This window comes from Vibrio sp. R15-SG3-ISO1A (genome assembly GCF_059833955.1).
Genome location: NZ_JCBDGH010000069.1, coordinates 14531 through 33474, shown reverse-complemented (window position 1 = coordinate 33474; position 18944 = coordinate 14531). Strand labels below are relative to the sequence as shown.

17 protein-coding genes are annotated in these 18944 nt (G+C 50.2%); 16 read left to right on the top strand and 1 reads right to left on the bottom strand.

Annotated features, from left to right (window positions below):
• The 16 genes from AC6R0L_RS11120 to AC6R0L_RS11045 all read left to right on the top strand — a co-directional run.
• Positions 1-1209 (top strand): ParA family protein (locus AC6R0L_RS11120; protein WP_500629190.1); only part of this gene is annotated, 1209 nt, incomplete at its 5' end.
• Positions 1210-1217: 8 nt separating this feature from the next.
• Entirely contained in the window at positions 1218-2189 is a 972-nt protein-coding gene (locus AC6R0L_RS11115; protein ID WP_500629189.1) for a ParB/RepB/Spo0J family partition protein, read from the top strand.
• Positions 2190-2340: 151 nt separating this feature from the next.
• Positions 2341-4344, top strand: a complete 2004-nt coding sequence (locus AC6R0L_RS11110; protein ID WP_500629188.1) for a tRNA(Met) cytidine acetyltransferase TmcA — start codon at positions 2341-2343, stop codon at positions 4342-4344.
• 347 nt (positions 4345-4691) lie between these two features.
• The gene (locus AC6R0L_RS11105; RefSeq protein ID WP_500629187.1) at positions 4692-4991 is read left to right on the top strand and encodes an STAS domain-containing protein; all 300 of its coding nucleotides are present in this window, start codon (positions 4692-4694) and stop codon (positions 4989-4991) included.
• The gene (locus AC6R0L_RS11100) at positions 4984-5343 is read left to right on the top strand and encodes a response regulator (protein ID WP_334553027.1); all 360 of its coding nucleotides are present in this window, start codon (positions 4984-4986) and stop codon (positions 5341-5343) included. Before AC6R0L_RS11105 ends, AC6R0L_RS11100 begins: the two co-directional genes overlap by 8 nt.
• 37 nt (positions 5344-5380) lie before the next feature.
• Positions 5381-7486, top strand: coding sequence for a chemotaxis protein CheA (locus AC6R0L_RS11095; RefSeq protein WP_500629186.1), 2106 nt, complete (start codon positions 5381-5383; stop codon positions 7484-7486).
• 9 nt (positions 7487-7495) lie between these two features.
• Positions 7496-8035, top strand: a complete 540-nt coding sequence (locus AC6R0L_RS11090; protein ID WP_500629185.1) for a chemotaxis protein CheW — start codon at positions 7496-7498, stop codon at positions 8033-8035.
• The gene (locus AC6R0L_RS11085) at positions 8035-8502 is read left to right on the top strand and encodes a chemotaxis protein CheW (protein WP_500629184.1); all 468 of its coding nucleotides are present in this window, start codon (positions 8035-8037) and stop codon (positions 8500-8502) included. The genes AC6R0L_RS11090 and AC6R0L_RS11085 overlap by 1 nt, the downstream gene beginning before the upstream one ends.
• A 45-nt stretch (positions 8503-8547) precedes the next feature.
• Positions 8548-10950, top strand: a complete 2403-nt coding sequence (aer2, locus tag AC6R0L_RS11080) for an aerotaxis transducer Aer2 (RefSeq protein ID WP_500629183.1) — start codon at positions 8548-8550, stop codon at positions 10948-10950.
• Positions 10935-11786, top strand: coding sequence for a CheR family methyltransferase (locus tag AC6R0L_RS11075; protein ID WP_500629182.1), 852 nt, complete (start codon positions 10935-10937; stop codon positions 11784-11786). The genes aer2 and AC6R0L_RS11075 overlap by 16 nt, the downstream gene beginning before the upstream one ends.
• Before the next feature lie 9 nt (positions 11787-11795).
• Positions 11796-12446: a chemotaxis protein CheD gene (locus AC6R0L_RS11070; RefSeq protein ID WP_500629181.1), complete on the top strand. Its 651-nt coding sequence runs from the start codon at positions 11796-11798 to the stop codon at positions 12444-12446.
• On the top strand, positions 12443-13477 hold the full coding sequence (locus tag AC6R0L_RS11065) for a protein-glutamate methylesterase/protein-glutamine glutaminase (protein WP_500629180.1): 1035 nt from the start codon (positions 12443-12445) through the stop codon (positions 13475-13477). The genes AC6R0L_RS11070 and AC6R0L_RS11065 overlap by 4 nt, the downstream gene beginning before the upstream one ends.
• Complete coding sequence (locus AC6R0L_RS11060; RefSeq protein WP_500629179.1) at positions 13474-14646, top strand: methyl-accepting chemotaxis protein; 1173 nt, start codon at positions 13474-13476, stop codon at positions 14644-14646. The genes AC6R0L_RS11065 and AC6R0L_RS11060 overlap by 4 nt, the downstream gene beginning before the upstream one ends.
• Before the next feature lie 17 nt (positions 14647-14663).
• The gene (locus AC6R0L_RS11055) at positions 14664-14963 is read left to right on the top strand and encodes an STAS domain-containing protein (RefSeq protein ID WP_334553042.1); all 300 of its coding nucleotides are present in this window, start codon (positions 14664-14666) and stop codon (positions 14961-14963) included.
• Between the two features lie 9 nt (positions 14964-14972).
• Positions 14973-16667, top strand: coding sequence for a SpoIIE family protein phosphatase (locus tag AC6R0L_RS11050; protein WP_500629178.1), 1695 nt, complete (start codon positions 14973-14975; stop codon positions 16665-16667).
• 245 nt (positions 16668-16912) lie between these two features.
• Positions 16913-18595: a flagellar assembly protein A gene (locus AC6R0L_RS11045; RefSeq protein ID WP_500629177.1), complete on the top strand. Its 1683-nt coding sequence runs from the start codon at positions 16913-16915 to the stop codon at positions 18593-18595.
• On the opposite strand, the gene AC6R0L_RS11040 is transcribed toward AC6R0L_RS11045, so the two are convergent.
• The gene (locus AC6R0L_RS11040) at positions 18592-18864 is read right to left on the bottom strand and encodes a nitrogenase-stabilizing/protective protein NifW (protein WP_487902471.1); all 273 of its coding nucleotides are present in this window, start codon (positions 18862-18864) and stop codon (positions 18592-18594) included. The two genes, AC6R0L_RS11045 and AC6R0L_RS11040, sit on opposite strands and share 4 nt — an antisense overlap.
• Between the last annotated feature and the right edge of the window lie 80 nt (positions 18865-18944).

Below are 18944 nucleotides of genomic sequence, written 5' to 3'. Positions count from 1 at the left end.
GAACAAACCATAGAGAGTCTCTACCAATTGGCGGAGCAGACGGCTCAAGTTCAAGCGGACCGCATAGAGATCGTATTAGAAGAACGTCGTGACGAACATTTTCCTCCGATGTCGAAAGCGCTGATGGAAACCCGCTCAGGGCTAACGCGTCGCAAACTAGACGATGCGATCAGTAAGCTCGAAGCGGACGGTCACCAATTTACGAAAAACAACGCCAATCACTACTCCATTTCATTGCAAGAAGCGCACATGTTGATGGATGCGGCGGGCATCCCAAAGTTTCATGAACGTAAAAAGAACACAGAGAATAAGCCGTGGATCATTAACGTTCAGAACCAAAAGGGCGGAACCGGTAAGTCGATGACCGCTGTACACTTAGCGGCGTGCTTAGCGCTCAATCTGGATAAACGTTACCGCATTTGTTTGATTGACTTAGACCCACAAGGGTCGTTGCGTCTATTCTTAAATCCACAAATTAGCATTAGTGAACACCAGAGTATCTATTCTGCAGTGGATATCATGCTCGATAACGTACCTGAAGGTACTGAGGTCGATAAGGCATTTTTGCGCAAAAACGTCATGTTGCCAACGCAGTACCCGAATTTAAAAACCGTGTCTGCCTTTCCAGAAGATGCGATGTTTAACGCAGAAGCGTGGCAAAGCTTGTCGCAGAATCAGTCGTTGGATATCGTAAAACTACTTAAAGAAAAGCTGATTGATAAGATTGCTGACGATTTTGATGTCATCATGATTGATACCGGTCCGCACGTGGATCCCCTAGTATGGAATGCCATGTACGCGTCAAATGCGCTGCTGATCCCTTGTGCGGCGAAGCGCTTGGATTGGGCGTCGACCGTCAACTTCTTCCAGCACCTGCCGACGGTGTATGAAATGTTCCCAGAAGATTGGAAAGGGCTTGAGTTCGTGCGTCTGATGCCCACCATGTTTGAAGATGACAACAAGAAGCAAGTTTCTGTGTTGACTGAGATGAACTACTTGCTTGGCGATCAGGTGATGATGGCCACCATTCCGCGAAGCCGCGCGTTTGAAACCTGTGCGGACACCTACAGCACGGTGTTTGACCTCACAACCGGCGATTTCGAAGGCGGTAAGAAAACCCTAGCGACCGCGCAAGATGCGGTACAAAAGAGTGCACTGGAGCTTGAGCGCGTGTTGCACGGTCACTGGTCATCACTGAATCAGGGGTAAACTAGAGTATGGCAATTAAAACTTCAGACTTAAATGCAAGATTGTTCGGCAAGGCGAATAAACGCCAAGTCACGACACCACAAGAAGCCCAGCAAGCAGCGAAAGATAAAGCGCAGTTTATCGAGTTAGCGGTTGCGGGTGAGGAGTTAGTGCAGTTTGAGTTGGTGCGTATTCCGGCCGATCAAGTGGAAGCGCAGACCGTTGTTTTTGCAGATAATGCCCGCGAGCAATCTTTCCTCAATGAGCATGCGTTATCGGATGTATTGGTCACTTTACGTGAGCGCGGCCAGCAGTACCCGGCAGTCGGTCGCAAGCGTGAAGATGGCAAGGTTGAAGTACTCGATGGTAGCCGTCGCCGCATGTCGTGTATTTTGTCCAACAAAGAGTTCTTGATCTATGTTGCCGATGACATCAACACCCAACATGCAAAATTCTTATCCGATGTGGCGAACGCCCACAAGCCTTTGTCTCTGTATGAGAAGGGCAAAGAGATGCAAGCAAAGCTCGCTAGCGGTGAAGCCGAGGATCAGAAAGCGCTGGCGAAGATGTTTCAGTGCAGTGAAGCCTTGGTCAGTGGAGCATTGAAAGCTGCTGATTTGCCACTTGAGCTGCTGCAAGCGTACCCGAATGTGGCGGATTTAGGTCGACCTACCATTGTGAAGTTGCACAAGCAGTTCAATGCACTCAGTGATGAGAACCGTGCAAAGCTGCTTGAAAAGTGTCAGTGTGAAGAGGGATTTGTGTGGCAACGGAGTGAAGCCCAAGGGGTTGCACGCATTACCAAAGAAGTCTCTGAAACGATCGAATCTTGGATTGAAGAGATGACGCCAAGCAAATCCAGTGGCAGTGCGAAAACCGAGCTGGTCAAAGGCCGCGCGAGCTACAGCCGTAAAGGTTCCAGTTTGTCGCTGAACCTAAAGAAAGTCGATGATGCTTTGATGCAAGATATTCTGGATTTCTTGCAAGCTAAGCTCCAGTAACTCCTCCATCAACGTCATCTAAAACCGCTCCTTGTTCGAGCGGTTTTTTTATTGCTGGTGCAAGCGGCGGCGGGCAGAAACAATGAGCGAATGTCGCAGCGCGCAGCGAGAGTGATATACTCACTCCATCGTCCACCGTTACCCACGTGTTATGAATCCGATAGAGTCCTTTTTTCGCGATCTTTTTCAACAAGCCCAATTGGTGCGTCATCGTTATGGTGTGGTGATTGAAGGCGATGGTCAATGGCAATACACGGTATTGCGCGCTGCGCTTTCAGCGAGCGGCGCTCAATCGGCGGTTTGTCTCGGTCACACTGTCTTTAATCAAGATGACCGTCTCGTTCGTCATCTAGCGGCTAAGCAAGGCACTCAGCTACTGGGCCAAGAGATAGAGCTCTTAGTGGTCGCGGTGAACGACGATTTCGATGCCAACAGCGTCAGTGCGGCACTCGGTGCGGTCAAAGGGGGCGGGGTAGTGATATTCACGCTTGACGAGTGCATCGATGCTTCTTCATCGAAAACGTGGTTGCTGCGCTCAATGCAATCCTTGTATTGGTTATCATCCGATAAACCACTCCCCAACATCACTATGACGAGCGGACAAACTCAAGATCCGTTTATCGAGCAACACTCAGCGATTGAAGCGATTTGTCGCGTGGTGGAAGGCCACAGAAAGCGCCCATTGGTGTTAACGGCAGACCGAGGACGAGGAAAAAGCAGCGCATTAGGCATTGCGGCGGCAAGGCTGATGAAGGCTTCTAGAAAACGTCTTCTTGTCTGTGCACCGAGTTTGGCCGCTACGCGCGCAGTGTTTGAGCACGCCGCCTCACAACTTGAGGGCGCCATTGTCAGCAAATCACGCATAGACTACCAAGAGAGCCACCTTGCGTTTATTGCGCCAGATGAGTTACTGCGCCTGCGCCCGGATTGTGATGCTTTGTGGGTCGATGAAGCATCTGCGATTCCTATTTCCATGCTCAAACAGATCACAGAGCGTTATCATCGTGTCGTGTTTTCGACCACCATTCACGGCTATGAGGGGTGTGGACGAGGCTTTACGCTCAAATTTTTAGATTGGCTTAAAGTGGCAAGACCGGGGATGGCACAACTTCATCTCCAACAGCCGATTCGCTGGAACGCGGGAGATCCGTTGGAAGCATGGCATTTTTCGACGTTTGCCTTAGACACCGAGTTAGAACCTGCACCCGCTCAGTTGCCAGAGATCGCGCTCACCCACATCGACAAAGCGCAGCTGTTGGCAAAACCTGAGTTACTGCGCCAGTGCTTTGCGCTGTTGGTCAACGCTCATTATCAGACGTCACCCAATGATTTGATGCTTATCCTCGATGAACCCAACGTCAACGTGTATGCTCAGTTTGAGTCAGGAACATGCCTTGCCTGCGTGTTGACCGTCGATGAGGGCAACATGCCCGCAGAGCTGGTGCAAGACATTGTGCTCGGTAAACGACGCCCCAAAGGTCAATTGGTGCCCAGCACCTTAGCGAATCAATTTGGTATTGAGCGAGCGGCGCAGAAAAAAAGTGTGCGTGTCATGCGAATAGCGGTTCACCCCGATCTGCAAAGGCGAGGGGTAGGGCTGGCGGTACTCGCACAGCTTGAAGAGAGCGTTGAGTGTGACTTTCTCTCCACCAGCTTTGGCGCCACCGCTGATTTGGTTAAGTTTTGGCGTCAAGCTGGTTTTGCACCGATCAAAGTGAGCAGTCAGCGAGACAGCGCCAGCGGTACGCATTCAGTCATTATGATCAAAGGCGATACCGAGTGGCTAGCACAGGTGGCGCAACATTACGCCACGCAATTTCACTATTCTCTCTCGGACAGTTTGCGCCAACTTGAAACTGAGGTCGTCCGTAGTTTGGCGCCAAAAACTAATGCTTCCATTGTCCCTACTGGGACGGCTGCGCTTCTGTTGGGTTATGCAAAAGGTGGGGCGAGTTATGACAGTTGTGCGCCACTGATCGATCGCTTTGCATTCACACACGGTTTTCAGGCGTTCAGCGATGTGATGATAAGAAAGGTATTGCAAAAACAGAGCTGGAGTGAGTGTGCCTTGGCTTTAGGTTTTCCTGGTAAAAAGCAGGTCGAAGCTCAGCTTCGGCTTGATATAGAAACTTGGTTATCTCAATGTTCTGGCTAGTCCAATTTACACTGTAAAATAGACGATAAATTTACAGTGTAAACGGCCACACAATCGAGTCGATTTACACTGTAAAATCTCACTCTATAACACCCTACCTTCAACGCGGTTGCGAACTAGTACTAAAGAACCAGTCAATAAAACACAGTAGAAAATAAGAATTTTTTTCAAAATCGCCTCTATCGGCAACTCACTAAATCTTCGATAGTTTTTATCCCAACGACAAAAATTTTAACCGCAACTTGCTGTATCAAAAGTTAAGTCACATTTGCCAAATGACGAACCTTTCCTAAACTCAATATAAAACTTTGTGCGTAGTGTTTTGTGGCTAGGAAATAAGAATAACAATGAAAAAGGATTGTCTACTTCCTGACGCGCTTGATATCTCAAGTGCGCTCAATGTCGCTGCTGAATCTAAGCAGTGGCTTCATGATCATCGCTCGCTTGTGATTCTCGCCTCCAATGTGGAGCGAGTCGACGCCGCGGGCCTACAGGTCCTTGTTTCTCTTTTTCTTAGTGCAGAGCGCGACTCAGTCGAGATACGACTCGACAAGCCGAGCGCCACATTAAAACAAGGAGCAAACGCTTTGGGTTTACAACATTTATTGAAGTTAAGTTCAGACGTTGGAGATGGATCTCATGACTAAAATTCTTGCTGTTGATGATTCTGTATCAATCAGACAAATGGTCAGTCACACCCTGAAAGATGCTGGCTATGAGGTAGAAACTGCAAATGATGGTAAAGACGCGCTGAATAAAGTGATGAGCGCGAAGTTTGACGTTGTGATCTCCGATGTCAACATGCCTAACATGGGTGGCTTTGAGTTGGTTAAAGCGCTACGAGAGAAACCGCAGTACAAATTTGTGCCGATCCTCATGCTTACCACGGAAACCAGTGCGGATAAAAAGCTGCAGGGCAAACAGGCCGGTGCGACGGGGTGGCTAGTGAAACCATTCAATCCCGATACCTTGCTAAAAACATTGAAGCGCGTGCTGTAGTCAGCGGTTTAGAACAGAGAGCGTTTGAGGGGAAAGTATGTCGCTAGATATGGGTCAACTGCGTAAGATGTTCTATGAAGAGTGTCGGGAAAACCTTGAGACTCTCGAACAGGTGTTGCTCAACCTTGATGTCACCAACATCGACAGTGAAGAGATCAACACCATTTTCCGCGCCGCCCACTCGATTAAAGGCGGAGCCGGCACGTTTGGCTTGCTCGATATCAGCGAGTTTACTCATTCCGTTGAAGCGTATCTGGATTTGGTGCGTAATGGCGAGCGCCAATTAACCCCCGCCAGCATTGATCTCCTGCTGCGCAGTGTTGACTGCATACACACGTTGCTTGAGGCGCACGAGTCTGGCGTTCCTAATGAATCCAACCTAAAAACTGAGATCAGTCAGGAGCTAGAACGCTTATTAGGTGACGAACCAAGCGTTGAAAGTGAGCCCGACGAGTCATTGGCGGAGGCATCCGATGCGGGTTCTCTACCTTACCACATTACGTTTGCTCCCCATCCTGAACTGTTTTTTAGCGGCAACGACCCGTTACGCATCCTTCGCGAATGTCATGAACTGGATCCGAACATGTCGATTTGCGTCGACACCAGCACCTTACCCATGGTTGAGCAACTGGAGGCGGAGCTCTGTTATCTGAAATGGCATCTCGTTATGGATGGTAAGCTCGCGCAAGAAGAGATTAGCGAGATATTCGAATGGGTAGAGGATGAGTGCGATCTTAGCATTATGCGAGGAAAACCAGAGAGTGGTGAGCGTGGGGTTGAAGAGACATCGTTAGAAGTCGCCCCACCTGAGTCAATCTCTTCTGCTTCGACTTCGGTTGCGTCTAAGTCCACTGCATCTGAGTCTGGCACAACCAAACCAAGCGTAGATACGTCAGCAAAAACCGTGTCTAAACCGACGAAAACCGAGTCAAGTGTCGGTTCCATTCGGGTAGATATTGATAAAGTCGATAGCTTGATCAACTTGGTGGGCGAACTGGTCATCACACAATCCATGTTGACGGAAATTGGTAACGACTTTACCCCAGACAAACTGGATAAACTCAAAGCTGGGCTCGAGCAGCTGTTGCAAAACAGCAAGGAGCTGCAAGATAACGTCCTCAATATTCGCATGTTGCCAATGAGCTTTGCCTTTAGTCGCTTCCCCCGCTTGGTTCGAGATTTGTCATCTCGCTTGGACAAACAGGTGGAGTTGGTGATCAAGGGCGAGCACACGGAACTCGACAAAACGGTGCTAGAGCGCATTGTTGATCCGCTCGTTCATTTGGTCCGAAATGGCATTGACCACGGCATAGAGTCACGCCAAACGCGCAGTGAACGAGGTAAACCCGAGGCTGGGATCATTGAGCTTAATGCTTTCCATCAAGGCGGCTCTATCATCATTCAAATATGCGACGATGGCGCCGGACTCGATTGCGATGTGCTGTGGAGAAAAGCGCAGGAAAAAGGCGTTGTCGCGAGCGATGCCAACCGGGACGAGTTTTCCAAACAGCAGGTGATGAACCTGATTTTTTCCCCCGGTTTTTCGACGGCGGAATCGGTCTCAGATATTTCTGGGCGAGGCGTGGGTATGGATGTGGTCAAGCGCAACATTGAAGAATTGGGCGGCCACATCGAGGTGGAATCCGAGCTGGGCAAAGGCAGCCGTTTCACCATCAGCTTACCCCTTACCTTGGCGATTTTGGACGGTCAGCTTATCAAAGTGGCCGACCAAGTGTTTGTCATTCCGTTGCTGACCATCATCGAATCGGTCTCTTTGGATGAGAGCAAGATCAAACGCGCTTCCGGTGGCGTGTTGTTGTATCGCCTACGAGAAGAAAGCATCCCTATCATGAATCTGCAATCCGAGCTTGAACTGGCTCCCGCTACGCCCAGTGAGCACCCCATACTCTGCTTTGTGGAAGCGGCAGGCAATCGCGTTGGGTTATTGGTTGATGAACTGTTAGAGCAGCAGCAAGTGGTCATCAAGAGTTTGGAGTCGAACTACAGCAAAGTCTCCGGTATTTCTGGCGCCACCATTTTAGGGGATGGGTCGGTGTCATTGATTTTGGATATTCAGGGATTAATTACCGGCTTTTTGAAAACCCACCTTGATGCGGCGGGCAGTAACGGATTAGCGGCGTAGGGAGACATCATGAATCAAGTGACCGCCATTCAACCAGATACAGACGCGCTAGCTCATGACGCGGCGCTAGTGTCTGGGCGATACAGCGAAGAGCTTGGTGAGCAGAGCGCGGATTTTCTCAGCTTTCTGCTTGCTGACGAGTTGTATGCGGTGCCGATTAAGGATGTCGAAGAGATTCGGGTTTGGGAAAAGCCGACGCCGATACCTCGCGCCCCGGAATTCGTCTGTGGCGTGATCAATATTCGCGGCATGATCGTGCCAGTGACGGATTTGAGACGACGATTTTCGTTAGGTGAATGCCAATACTTGCCCACGACCGTTGTGATTGTATTGAGAGAAGAGGGTGACCAAGGTGTGCGCCTGATGGGCGTTGTGGTGGATGCGGTTAGCGATGTATTGGCGCAAGACGACAAAACCCTTCACCCCTGTGTCGGCGACACGGCTGTGACACCCTATTTGGTTGGGTTGATGAATGTGGGCGAGCAGGTGATGTCCCTGCTTGATACTCACGAGCTACTCTACATGGACAAAATCTTGAGGGCTAAGTAATGGGAACCCGACATGAGTTTTTAAGTTTCACCCTACAAGATGACGAATACGGCGTGCCGATTTTAGATGTGCGAGAACTACGAGGCTGGTCGCCGGTGCGCAAAGTCCCGAACTCGCCGGACTATTTCAAAGGCGTGTGGGAAATTCGCGGCGAGTACTTACCCATCATTGACCTCAAAATGCGTCTTGGTCTGGGCAAAACCGAGCTGACCGACGTGACGGTCGTCGTGGTGTTGAGTGATGGTCAAGGCAACCCGTTTGGCATCATGGTTGATGCGGTGTCAGAGGTGTATCCCCTCAGTGACGAGGCCATCAAGGCACCACCTAAAGTGTCGATGGGGGTGGACCAGCGTTTTATTCGGGGGCTCGCTTCGGTGCAAGCAGGTCACCTCATCCTACTGAATATGGAAGCTTTATTGGATGTCGAAAAGCTTTCTGAACTGACTCAACATGAGAGCTGGGTCTAAAGCAAACACTGATAACAATAGAGCATGGCAAGAAGAGGGACAGGTATGGGATTTTGGAACAGAAAGGCAGAGCAAGCTCAGCAATTTTCAACCCCGACGGAAGACACGTTGACTCAAGACTTTACTCTGGATGTGGAGCAAGAGAGCGGCATTTCCAAAGAGCAACTCATGTCTGCACTGAATGCGGCGCAAACCGCGCTGATGATGATTGATCGTGATTTCAAGATTACCTATCTCAATCAGAAGTCTCTGGAACTACTTAAGCACCATGAAGCGCTGTTTCAATCAATGTGGCCGGGTTTTAAGGCAAACGAAGATGAGTTACTCGGGTTCTGTATTGATGCGTTCCACGCTAACCCAAGCCACCAGCGCCAACTTCTTTCCAATCCCAATAATTTACCTTACACCACGACCATTTCGGTCAAAGACGTGAGGATTGAACTCAATGTCGGCGCCATCATAGATGCCAAAGGGCAGTATGTTGGTAATACCTTGGAATGGTCTGATGTCACGCAGTCTGAGCAGATAAGCCAAGACATTGCGAGACTCCAAGCCGCTGTTGACCAAGCGCAAACCGCCATGGTGATGATTGACCGAGACTTTTTGATCACCTACATCAACAAAGAGACGCTGACTTTATTTCGCCAGCATGAGGCGACGCTGCGCTCGGTATGGTCTGGATTTACCGCAAGTGCGGAATGGCTTATGGGGCGTTGTATTGATGAGTTTCATCAAAACCCCGCACATCAGCGCAAGATGCTGGCCGATCCGAACAATTTACCTTACAGCACCGATATCACCATTGGTGATTTGAAGATTGAGTTGAACGTCGCTGCTATACACGACGCCCAAGGGGCTTACATTGGCAATACGCTAGAGTGGCGCGATGTCACCGATGAGCGGGCAAAAGAAGAAGAGATTGGGCGCCTCGCCTCTGCGGTGGCGGGCATGACGACGAATCTAATGATGGCCGATATGGAAGGGGTGATTACTTACGTCAACCCGGCTTTGCTCACTTTACTCAAATCGCGTGAAGCGGAGCTAAGGCAAGCACTTCCCGGCTTTGATGCCAGCAATTTAGTTGGGCGTAACATCGATGTATTCCATAAAAACCCCGCCCATCAAAAGAGCATCATTGCTAACCCTGACCGCTTGCCATTTAGCTCTAATATTGCGGTCGGAGGACTAGAGTTCAATTTGACCTGTATTGCCATGAAAGATGGTCAGGGCAAGTACATCGGTCCTGCCTTACAGTGGGTGGATATTACCGAACAACAAGATGGGCAGCGTCAGGTCGAGTCTTTGATACAAAAAGCGATCGCCGGTGAGCTGCAAGAGCGGATTGACACCAGTGTGTACAGCGGCTTTATGAAAGAGTTGGGGGATGGCATTAATAGCCTACTCGACACTATGGTGACACCGATAGGGCAGTGCATTGATGTGATGAGCCAAGTGGCGAAAGGGAATCTTAATACGACGATGCCCGAGAGCAATAACGGGGAACTGGGTCGATTGTCTCACTCGGTCAATACCTCGATTCTCAACTTGCGCGATATGGTGGATAAGATCACGCAATCCTCGGCGCGCGTTGCTACCGCCTCATCAGAGATCGCCGAAGGCAACAACGATTTGAGTCAACGAGTGGAAGCTCAAGCCGCGAATCTCGAGCAAACCGCGGCGAGCATGGAACAGATGACAGCAACGGTGAAACAAAATGCCGACAACGCGAAAGGCGTTAACGAATTAGCCGTGGATGCAACGAAAAAAGCCACCAAAGGCGGCCAAGTGGTTGGTCAGGCGGTTTCTGCGATGGCTGACATTAACTCGGCGAGTAAAAAGATTTCCGACATCATTGGCGTAATAGACGAAATTGCGTTTCAAACCAACTTGTTAGCACTTAATGCAGCGGTGGAAGCGGCGCGCGCTGGCGAGCAAGGGCGCGGTTTCGCCGTTGTCGCGGGTGAAGTGCGCAATCTAGCGCAGCGCAGTGCGGCGGCCGCCAAAGAGATCAAGGGCCTTATCAAAGACAGTGTGGAGAAAGTCGATGAAGGTTCACGCTTAGTTGGTGAGTCTGGCGACACACTCAGTGAAATTGTCGAAGCGGTGGAGAAGGTCAACCAGTTGATTGAACAGATTGCCTCTTCCAGTGTGGAGCAATCGACTGGCATTGATGAGATCAATCGAGCCGTTGCGACGATGGACGAAATGACACAGCAGAATGCGTCGCTGGTTGAAGAAACCTCAGCCGCCAGCCAATCGCTCAAAGATGAAGGCAAAGAGTTGCTCAATCTTATGAACTTCTTTGTGACCGACGCCAAAGTGGCCAGCTTTGATTCGCGCAGCAACAAAGCCCCTAACGAAAATAACGTCAGAGAGATTCGCACCAACAAAGCCAGCAACACGGCATTTAAGGTGGAAGAGGAAGGCGACGAATGGGAAGAATTTTGAACACGGAATTGACACTACCCGAGCAAGAGTTTGAGCTTACGGATAAAGATTTTCACTTTATCCAATGGTTTATGCATAAACACGTGGGCATTTTTCTCTCGGATCAGAAGCGCGCTATGGTCTATGGCCGCGTCAGTCGTCAGTTGCGCCGATTGGGGCTGCGCCGCTTTAGAGAGTATCGCCCGTTGATTGAGAATGACCGCCAGGAGCGAGTCACTTTTATCAATTGTTTGACGACCAATAAAACGTCGTTTTTCCGTGAATACCACCATTTTGAATTTTTGGAGCAGGTACTCAGTCGTCAGTGGCAAGAGCAAGGCAAAAAGCAGGTCGCGGTGTGGTCCGCGGGCTGCTCTAGTGGTGAGGAGCCCTACAGCATTGCCACTTCACTTGCGGCATTTGAACGCAAAGGTCAGTTGGACGAAGTCGTGATTGTTGCGACAGACCTAGATACTGCGGTACTCGAGAAGGCGCAACTTGGCATTTACAGTGATGAGGCACTCAACTCTATTCCTAAGCACTATCTAAAGGGGAACTTTGTTCGAGGTGTGGGACGCCAAAGCGGCCAGATCAAAGTCAAACAGCGACTGATGGATCACGTACAGTTTTCACCACTCAACTTGCTTGAAGCTTGGCCATTTACAGCGAGCTTTGATGTCATATTCTGCCGTAACGTGATGATCTATTTCGACAAAAAAACGCAGGCGCGATTGCTCAAACGCTTTTATCAACAGCTATCCCCTGATGGGGTTCTGTTTTTAGGCCACTCGGAGAGCTTACCTGATGGAGTGGATTGCTTTCATCACCTCGGTCACACAATTTATGTCAAAAAGTAGGAAGCGGTTATGACGCCATACCACGGCCTGAACGTCGACCCGCAAAATGGGGCTTGTCATGTTAGTCGGTTTTATCACCCTATCCGAGAAAAGCACTTTGTCAAAGTGTACCCCGGCGGCGTTTATTGCAGTGAGGCGAGTGACGAGTTGATTGTGACTGGTCTAGGGTCATGCATCTCAGCCTGCATGTGGGATCCCGTCACACGTATCGGCGGCATGAATCACTTTCTCCTGCCTTTTGAGAATCGCAGCCAAATCAAATCTTGGCAGCCGAGCGCGTTGGATTCGAGTGCTTCTCGCTACGGTTGTTATGCGATGGAAATGTTGATCAATCAACTGATTGGTTTGGGTGCCCGTCGGCATCGCTTGGTGGTTAAACTGTTTGGTGGGGCGCAAATGCTCGGCAAAGAATCGATGATAGGGGAGAAAAACGTCAGTTTTATTCTGAGTTATGTTGAGCGCGAGCAATTGGATGTGGTGGCGCAAGATCTTGGGGGAATGGAGCCAAGAAAGATACTCTTTGATCCCTCGATTGGAAAAGTGTGGCTGAAACGGGTGCCCTTTAGTGAAGTGCATACGGTGCATCAACAAGAATCGACCTATGCCTATAAGTTGGAGCACGAACGTGACAATGGCGATGACGCGGAGCTGTTTATATGAAAAAAATCAGAGTATTGGTGGTCGATGATTCGCCGGTATTCCGCGCGATCTTGACTGAGCTGATCAACAGCGATCCGGATCTTGAGGTGGTCGCCAGTGCAGAAGATCCGTATCAAGCTCGGGCTTTGATCAAACAACACAATCCCGACGTGCTGACTCTGGATATCGAAATGCCAAAAATGAATGGCGTTCAGTTCTTAAAAAATCTGATGCGTTTACGGCCGATGCCTGTGGTGATGATCTCCACGTTAACGCAGCACGGCGCAGAGCCGACGCTGGCGGCACTGGAACTCGGGGCGGTGGACTACTTTCCCAAGCCTGCGGTGCAAAACACCGCCGAGATGGTCAATTACAAAAAGCTGGTGAATGAAAAGATCAAAGTCGCCGCAGGCGCTAACGTAGGACGAGAGACAGTGGCACCTGAGGCGCAAAAACTCGATCCTATACGCCAAACCAATCACATTGAGTTGATTGCCATCGGTGCCTCGACGGGAGGGACGGAAGCGGTTAATCAGGTGCTTAAAACCTTGCCTGCCGGTTTGCCGCCGATAGTGATTACCCAGCACATTAGCGCGATGTTTTCCGCCTCGTTTGCGCGCAGGCTCGACGCGAACTCGGATATACAGGTGGCAGAACTTGGCCAGACTCGTGAGGCGCTGAAATCAGGCTGCGCTTATTTAGCCCCCGGCGATAAGCATTTGGTCGTTACCCGACGTGGCGGGCAGTTGTACGCAGAACTTGACGACAGGCCAGCGATCAATCGCCACAAACCCTCTGTGGATGTCATGTTTGATGCCGTTGCCGAGACGTTAGGCGAGCACGCGATCGGTATCTTGCTCACTGGTATGGGTAAAGACGGTGCGCGAGGCATGTTGAAGATGAAGCAGCAAGGCGCGCCGACCATTGCTCAAGATGAGTTGAGCTCAGTGGTGTGGGGAATGCCGGGCGCCGCGGTGCATTTGGGTGCTGCGGAGTACGTTCTCGGGCTGCATAAAATACCGAAACAGATTTGTCAGTTGGTGAGCCTATGAAGAAAAAGAGAATACTGAGTCATCGCGTACGCTGCGCGCTCGCGGTGCTTATTCAAGTGCTGCTGTTGGGTGTGGGGGTGAGTTATGCGCCGTCTCAGCTTCAACTCGCCTTAATGATCGCCGTGGCGGCGGTGCCTTGGATTGTCTTAGCCAAGTCACGCCCGATGCCAACAGAGAGCGCTGCGTCTTCACAGGCACCCTCGAGCGATGATCCTAACCCTGCTCGGGAAGCGGCGTTGGGGCACATCTTGCAACGTGTTATCCCTCAATTATCGGATCCGCTTAGCCATCAACGCAGCGTGGTAGACGAATCAGTAGACACCTTAAATGAAAGCTATTTTGAATTGCAAAAGCTGGCGGAAGAGCAGAGCCAAGTGACGAGTGAGTTGGTGGAAACCTTGCTGGGTAATCACGGCAGCGATCATGACATCAGCCAAGTGTTACCGAAAACCGAAGCCATTATTCGCCACTTTGTGGACACCTTAGTGATCGTCTCGGAAAAAAGTATTTCTGCGGTGCACAGCATTCACGATATGTCAGACAAGCTCGATTCGGTGTTTAAGTTACTCAACCAAGTGCGCGGGTTATCCGAGCAGACCAACTTACTGGCGCTCAATGCGGCGATTGAAGCGGCTCGAGCGGGAGAGGCAGGGCGCGGGTTTGCCGTCGTCGCCGATGAAGTACGCCACCTTTCGGTCAAAGCGGAAGAGCTAAATAACCAAATTGAGCGCGAAATTAACACCGCGCAAGCCACGGTACAAGAGGCCAACAAAACCGTTGGGGAGATGGCCTCCATCGATATGACGGAAGCGATCGAATCGAAAGAAAAAGTCGATGACATGTTGCGAGGCGTGCAGCAGCTCAATGTGTCGGTTGAACAAGAAGTCCACAAAATCAAGCACAGCGGTGATCTGCTCAGTGTTCAGGTTGCCAACGGCATTCGCGCCCTGCAATTTGCTGACATCATTACGCAGCAAGGGGAGTACGCGCAAGGTAGCGTGGCGTTTATCCAACAGCTGGCCGATCTGACGCTGGCATGGACAGAACGCACCCTCAGTGACGCTGAGTTTGCGAGTGAACTGCACGCATTGCTCGAACAGGTTGAGCAAAGAGGTTCACCGGCGGCAACGCAAGCAAACATTGATGAAGGCGAAGTTGAGCTGTTTTAATCCACCAAGGGGGCAATATGTCGGTTAAGTCTACAGTGAATTCAGGCTCACGTGAGGTGACCATTACCATTGAAGGGGCGTTTGGGTTTAACCTCGTTCAAGATTTTCGGCGCTGCTATACAGACAAACACAGTTATCGGTTTACGATTGATTTACGCAAAGTCGACTATATCGACAGTGCAGGGCTTGGGATGCTGTTAAACATGCACAATTATCTTGGGCAGCCCGATGGGGCGATTCGCATCACTAACACCTTGCCACAGGTGCGAAAAATCCTCGCCATTTCCCGTTTCGATAAGAAGTTCTCGATAGAGTAAGGACTGCCTATGCATGTCATGATCATCGATGACCACGCCACCAACCGTGAGCTGTGTCGTTTTATTCTCGATCACATCACCGAACGCATTACCATGTTTGAAAATGGCCAAGGGGTGGTGGAGGCGATGCAACAGATGGATTCGATGCCGGATCTGATTTTGTTGGATGTCATGATGCCGGTGAAAGATGGGTTCACTACCGCGCAAGAAGTCAGAGAAGCCTTTCCTAACGTCCACATTCCGATCATTTTCTTAACCGCTTTGGATGATCGCGCCTCTTTTGAGCGCTGCCTCGCCTTTGGTGATGACTTTATCCTCAAACCGGTGGAGCGCAATGTCCTCATTGCCAAAGTGCAAGCGCACTATCGGATTGTCAAAATGCACAATGAAGTGATGCAGCAGCGTGATGAACTGAGCCAGTTCCATGAACAAGTACGGTACGACTATTCGATTGCCGAGTCGATTTTTGCCAATCTCGCTCAAGAGATGAGCCGCCAGGTCAGCAATGTGTACGGCATCCATTATTTGTCGACCCCCTCAACCATCTTTAACGGTGATTTAATTGTTCTTGCAAAGCGGCCACACGGTGGTGTCTATGTGATGATCGCTGACGCCACAGGACACGGCTTACCGGCGGCGATCTCCGCGCTACCTGCGACGCGCGCATTCTTTACGATGGCGGCGAAAGGATTACCGCTCGGGGAAATTGTTACCGAAATCAACGAAGTGTTGGTGCGTTTCCTTCCGATGGGAATGATGCTTGCCGCCAGCGTGTTTGAAGTAAGAGCCAATGGCTTTGAAGTCTCTTGGTGGGGCGGCGGTTTGCCTGATGGGTATATTGTCGATCCTGGAGGCGAGATTGTCAGCCGTTTAGTCTCAAGCCACATGCCGTTGGGCGTGCTTGAGCCGCACAAGTTTGAAGCCGACATTGTGCACTACAAACTGGAGCCTGATCAGCAGATCGTTTGCTACACCGATGGCGTGATTGAAGCCGCCAGCCCCAACAATGAACAGTTTGGCGCCAAGCGCCTTGAGGCCTGTTTCACAGGTCAGCGCGCGGTCATCCCAACGCTGTATGAAGCGGTACAAGCCTTTAGCAATCAAGAGGTGCGTGACGATTTATCCATTTTGACCATGCATTTCCCCATTACTGTAGCGGAAGAAGAGGCTTGTCAAACGGTAGAGCAGCAGAGACGTCAAGTGCCGATACATGCCAGTCTGCAATTTGACGGCCATAAGTTGCGTCACCTGTCGGTAATGGCCGAAGTTAGGCAATTTTTACAGGGAATGTTATCGGGTGGTCCACATCTGGATCTGATTTGTTCGGTGGCCTCTGAGCTCTTTTCTAATGCCATCGAGCATGGTTTGCTCAAGCTTGATTCCTCGGTAAAAGATGACCCCGACGGCTTTTTTACCTATTACCAGCAGCGAGAGGATAAACTCAAGCAGCTTGAAGACAGTGCCTGGGTCAAACTTGAGCTCGATTATCAGCCTGACAGTGAGAAGGTCACCATGATTTTGCTTCATAACGGCGAGGGATTTGACTACGAAAAACGCCAGCAAGTTCAAGACGGACACACCTATGGCCGAGGTATCGTTCTCGCCACAGAACTGTGTGACTCGCTGCAATATAGCGAACAAGGGCGCAAAGTGACCGCGATCTATTCATTAAACGCGCCGCACCATTTTCCGCTTTCCGCATGATGCGCAGAGAAGCCTGAAGAGAAGCATCGCGACCGACTGATTATCCACCCAATGAGTGGATGGCGCACTCAACCATAAGATGGGCCGATAAACGGAACTGGTAAACTTTACACTGTAAATAGCGTTGATGGACGTTTCTACAACAAAAGTTCAGTGACCTATGCCTGAATTTGTCACACATTCCATACTGTGTCAGTATCAAATTGAATAGACTGGACAGGTTAAGTGGGTTAAGCAGGTCAGTTATGTGGGACAAGTTAGTATCTCTGTCAGAAGATGAGCAGGGAGTGGTCGCGAAGCTATTGCCAGACATCAGTGTGGATGGAAATTTCGATACGCGTGGATTAGATTCCGCGTTAGCCAATATTGGCGCCAGTGATTTTTATCTGATGGAAGAGGCGGTGAACCGCTTTATCAAGTGTGCGAGAGAAGCGAAAAGTGAAGCGTATGTGGGCTTTCCTATCGCTGAAGTGCGTGACGCGACGGTGGAAGTGGTGCTCTCAGAACACGACATGCTGGCCAGTATGGTGGTGACCGGCGCTTACAAAGGCCAACCTCTGAAAGGACCGCAAATCGTGCATGCCTTGGCGCAATCCCATGTCACTAAAGGCATCAATAAGCTCGCACTGAAAAAAGTGTTGGTGATGAGCCATCAACTCAAACCCGGTGAAACCTTCACTCAACCTGTCGCCAAAGGCAAAAATCCCATCCAAGGCAAAGACGCCAAGTTTGTTCCTTTAGTCAAAGACCCTGCTAGACAAGTGCTCGCTCCCAAAGAATCAGATCAAGATGGGGGCAAAGTGGACATGCTCAACTTAGGCGAGACCATCACCGTCTCAGCAAATGATCCCCTTATGAAACGTGTACCTGCGACGAAAGGGACACCAGGTATGACAGTACAAGGTAAGGTGATTCCGCCTAAGCCTGGTAACGATGCCATGCTCAAAGCGGGCAAAGGCACGAAAGTGAATCCCAACAATCCCAATGTATTGCTGGCTGAGGTATCCGGTATGCCGGTGCTCAAAGAGCGCAGCGTGGAAGTGGAAGATGCACTCTGCTTACCGACCATAGGTGTGGCGACGGGTCATGTTAAATTCAAAGGCAACGTGGTGGTGTTTGGCAACATTGAATCGGATATGGTCGTTCGGGCAACCGGATCACTCACGGTGGGTGGATTTATTGAATCGGCGGATGTTCAAGCGCAAGGTGACATTGAAGTTGCCAAAGGCATCATTGGTCACAATGTCTCTGAAGGCGAAGAAAAGAGCTGTGTGGTGAAGTCGGGCGGCAGCATAAAGGCCAATTATGCACAGTTCAGTGAGTTACAAGCTGGACAAGATATTATTCTCAATGTCCACAGTATGAACAACGCCATTCGCTGTGGTCGCCACCTGGTTGTCGCCGATAGCAGCGAAAAACACGGCACCTTAAGCGGCGGCAGTGCCAAGGTGGGTGGAAAAATCACCTGCGTCGAGCTGGGTGTGGAAGGCGACACCGCGACACATGTTCAGGCGTTTGCGCGCTTTCAGATGTACAAAGATCGCCAAGCCAAGCTCAAAGAACAATATACTCAAGCACAAGAAGCGACCATGGCGGTGGTGCGTAAAGAGCTGGAGTTGAAAAAAATTCCGAAATCTCAACGGACGCCAGAGCAAGAAGAAGAGGTAGAAACGCTCAAACGAGAGAGCAACGCACACCTTGAGAAAGTCAAACGTGCCCGTGATGGCAATGAAGCGGAATTGACCTCTGCACTTGAAGACAACACCATAGAGGTAAAAGGTAAGGTGTTCACCCATGTTACGGTGCAATATGGGGAAGAGAAAGTGATCACTAAGCGCGTCCACGGCCCTAGCATCTTCTCGTTCAATCAGTTTGAAATCAAATGCTCATCTATGTTCGAAGAAGAGGATATCGAACAAGAAGCCTAACGACGTTCACAAGATGTGCAGCCGCGGCAGGCCGAGCGAGTGTGTTTATCCAGCTTGCTGCGCTGTACTTTACAATAAGCATTTTTTAGCGCACGTCGCGCTGAAAACCAATCATCAGGCTTTTGTAAAATAAGATTACCCCCAAACCGCTTCACCAACTCGGTACGATTCTGCTCGATAAACGTGCGGTCATAGCCTATCTCAAAATAATCCAATGCCTGTTCGATAGAGGTGAAACTGGCGAGGGTTTCTGTTATCGAGTCGGTCATTCGCTTAATCGCTTCTTTCGTTCAGAATGGGTGTCCTATTATTGAACACTCGTTCACCATTGTCTACGATAGTAAGACAC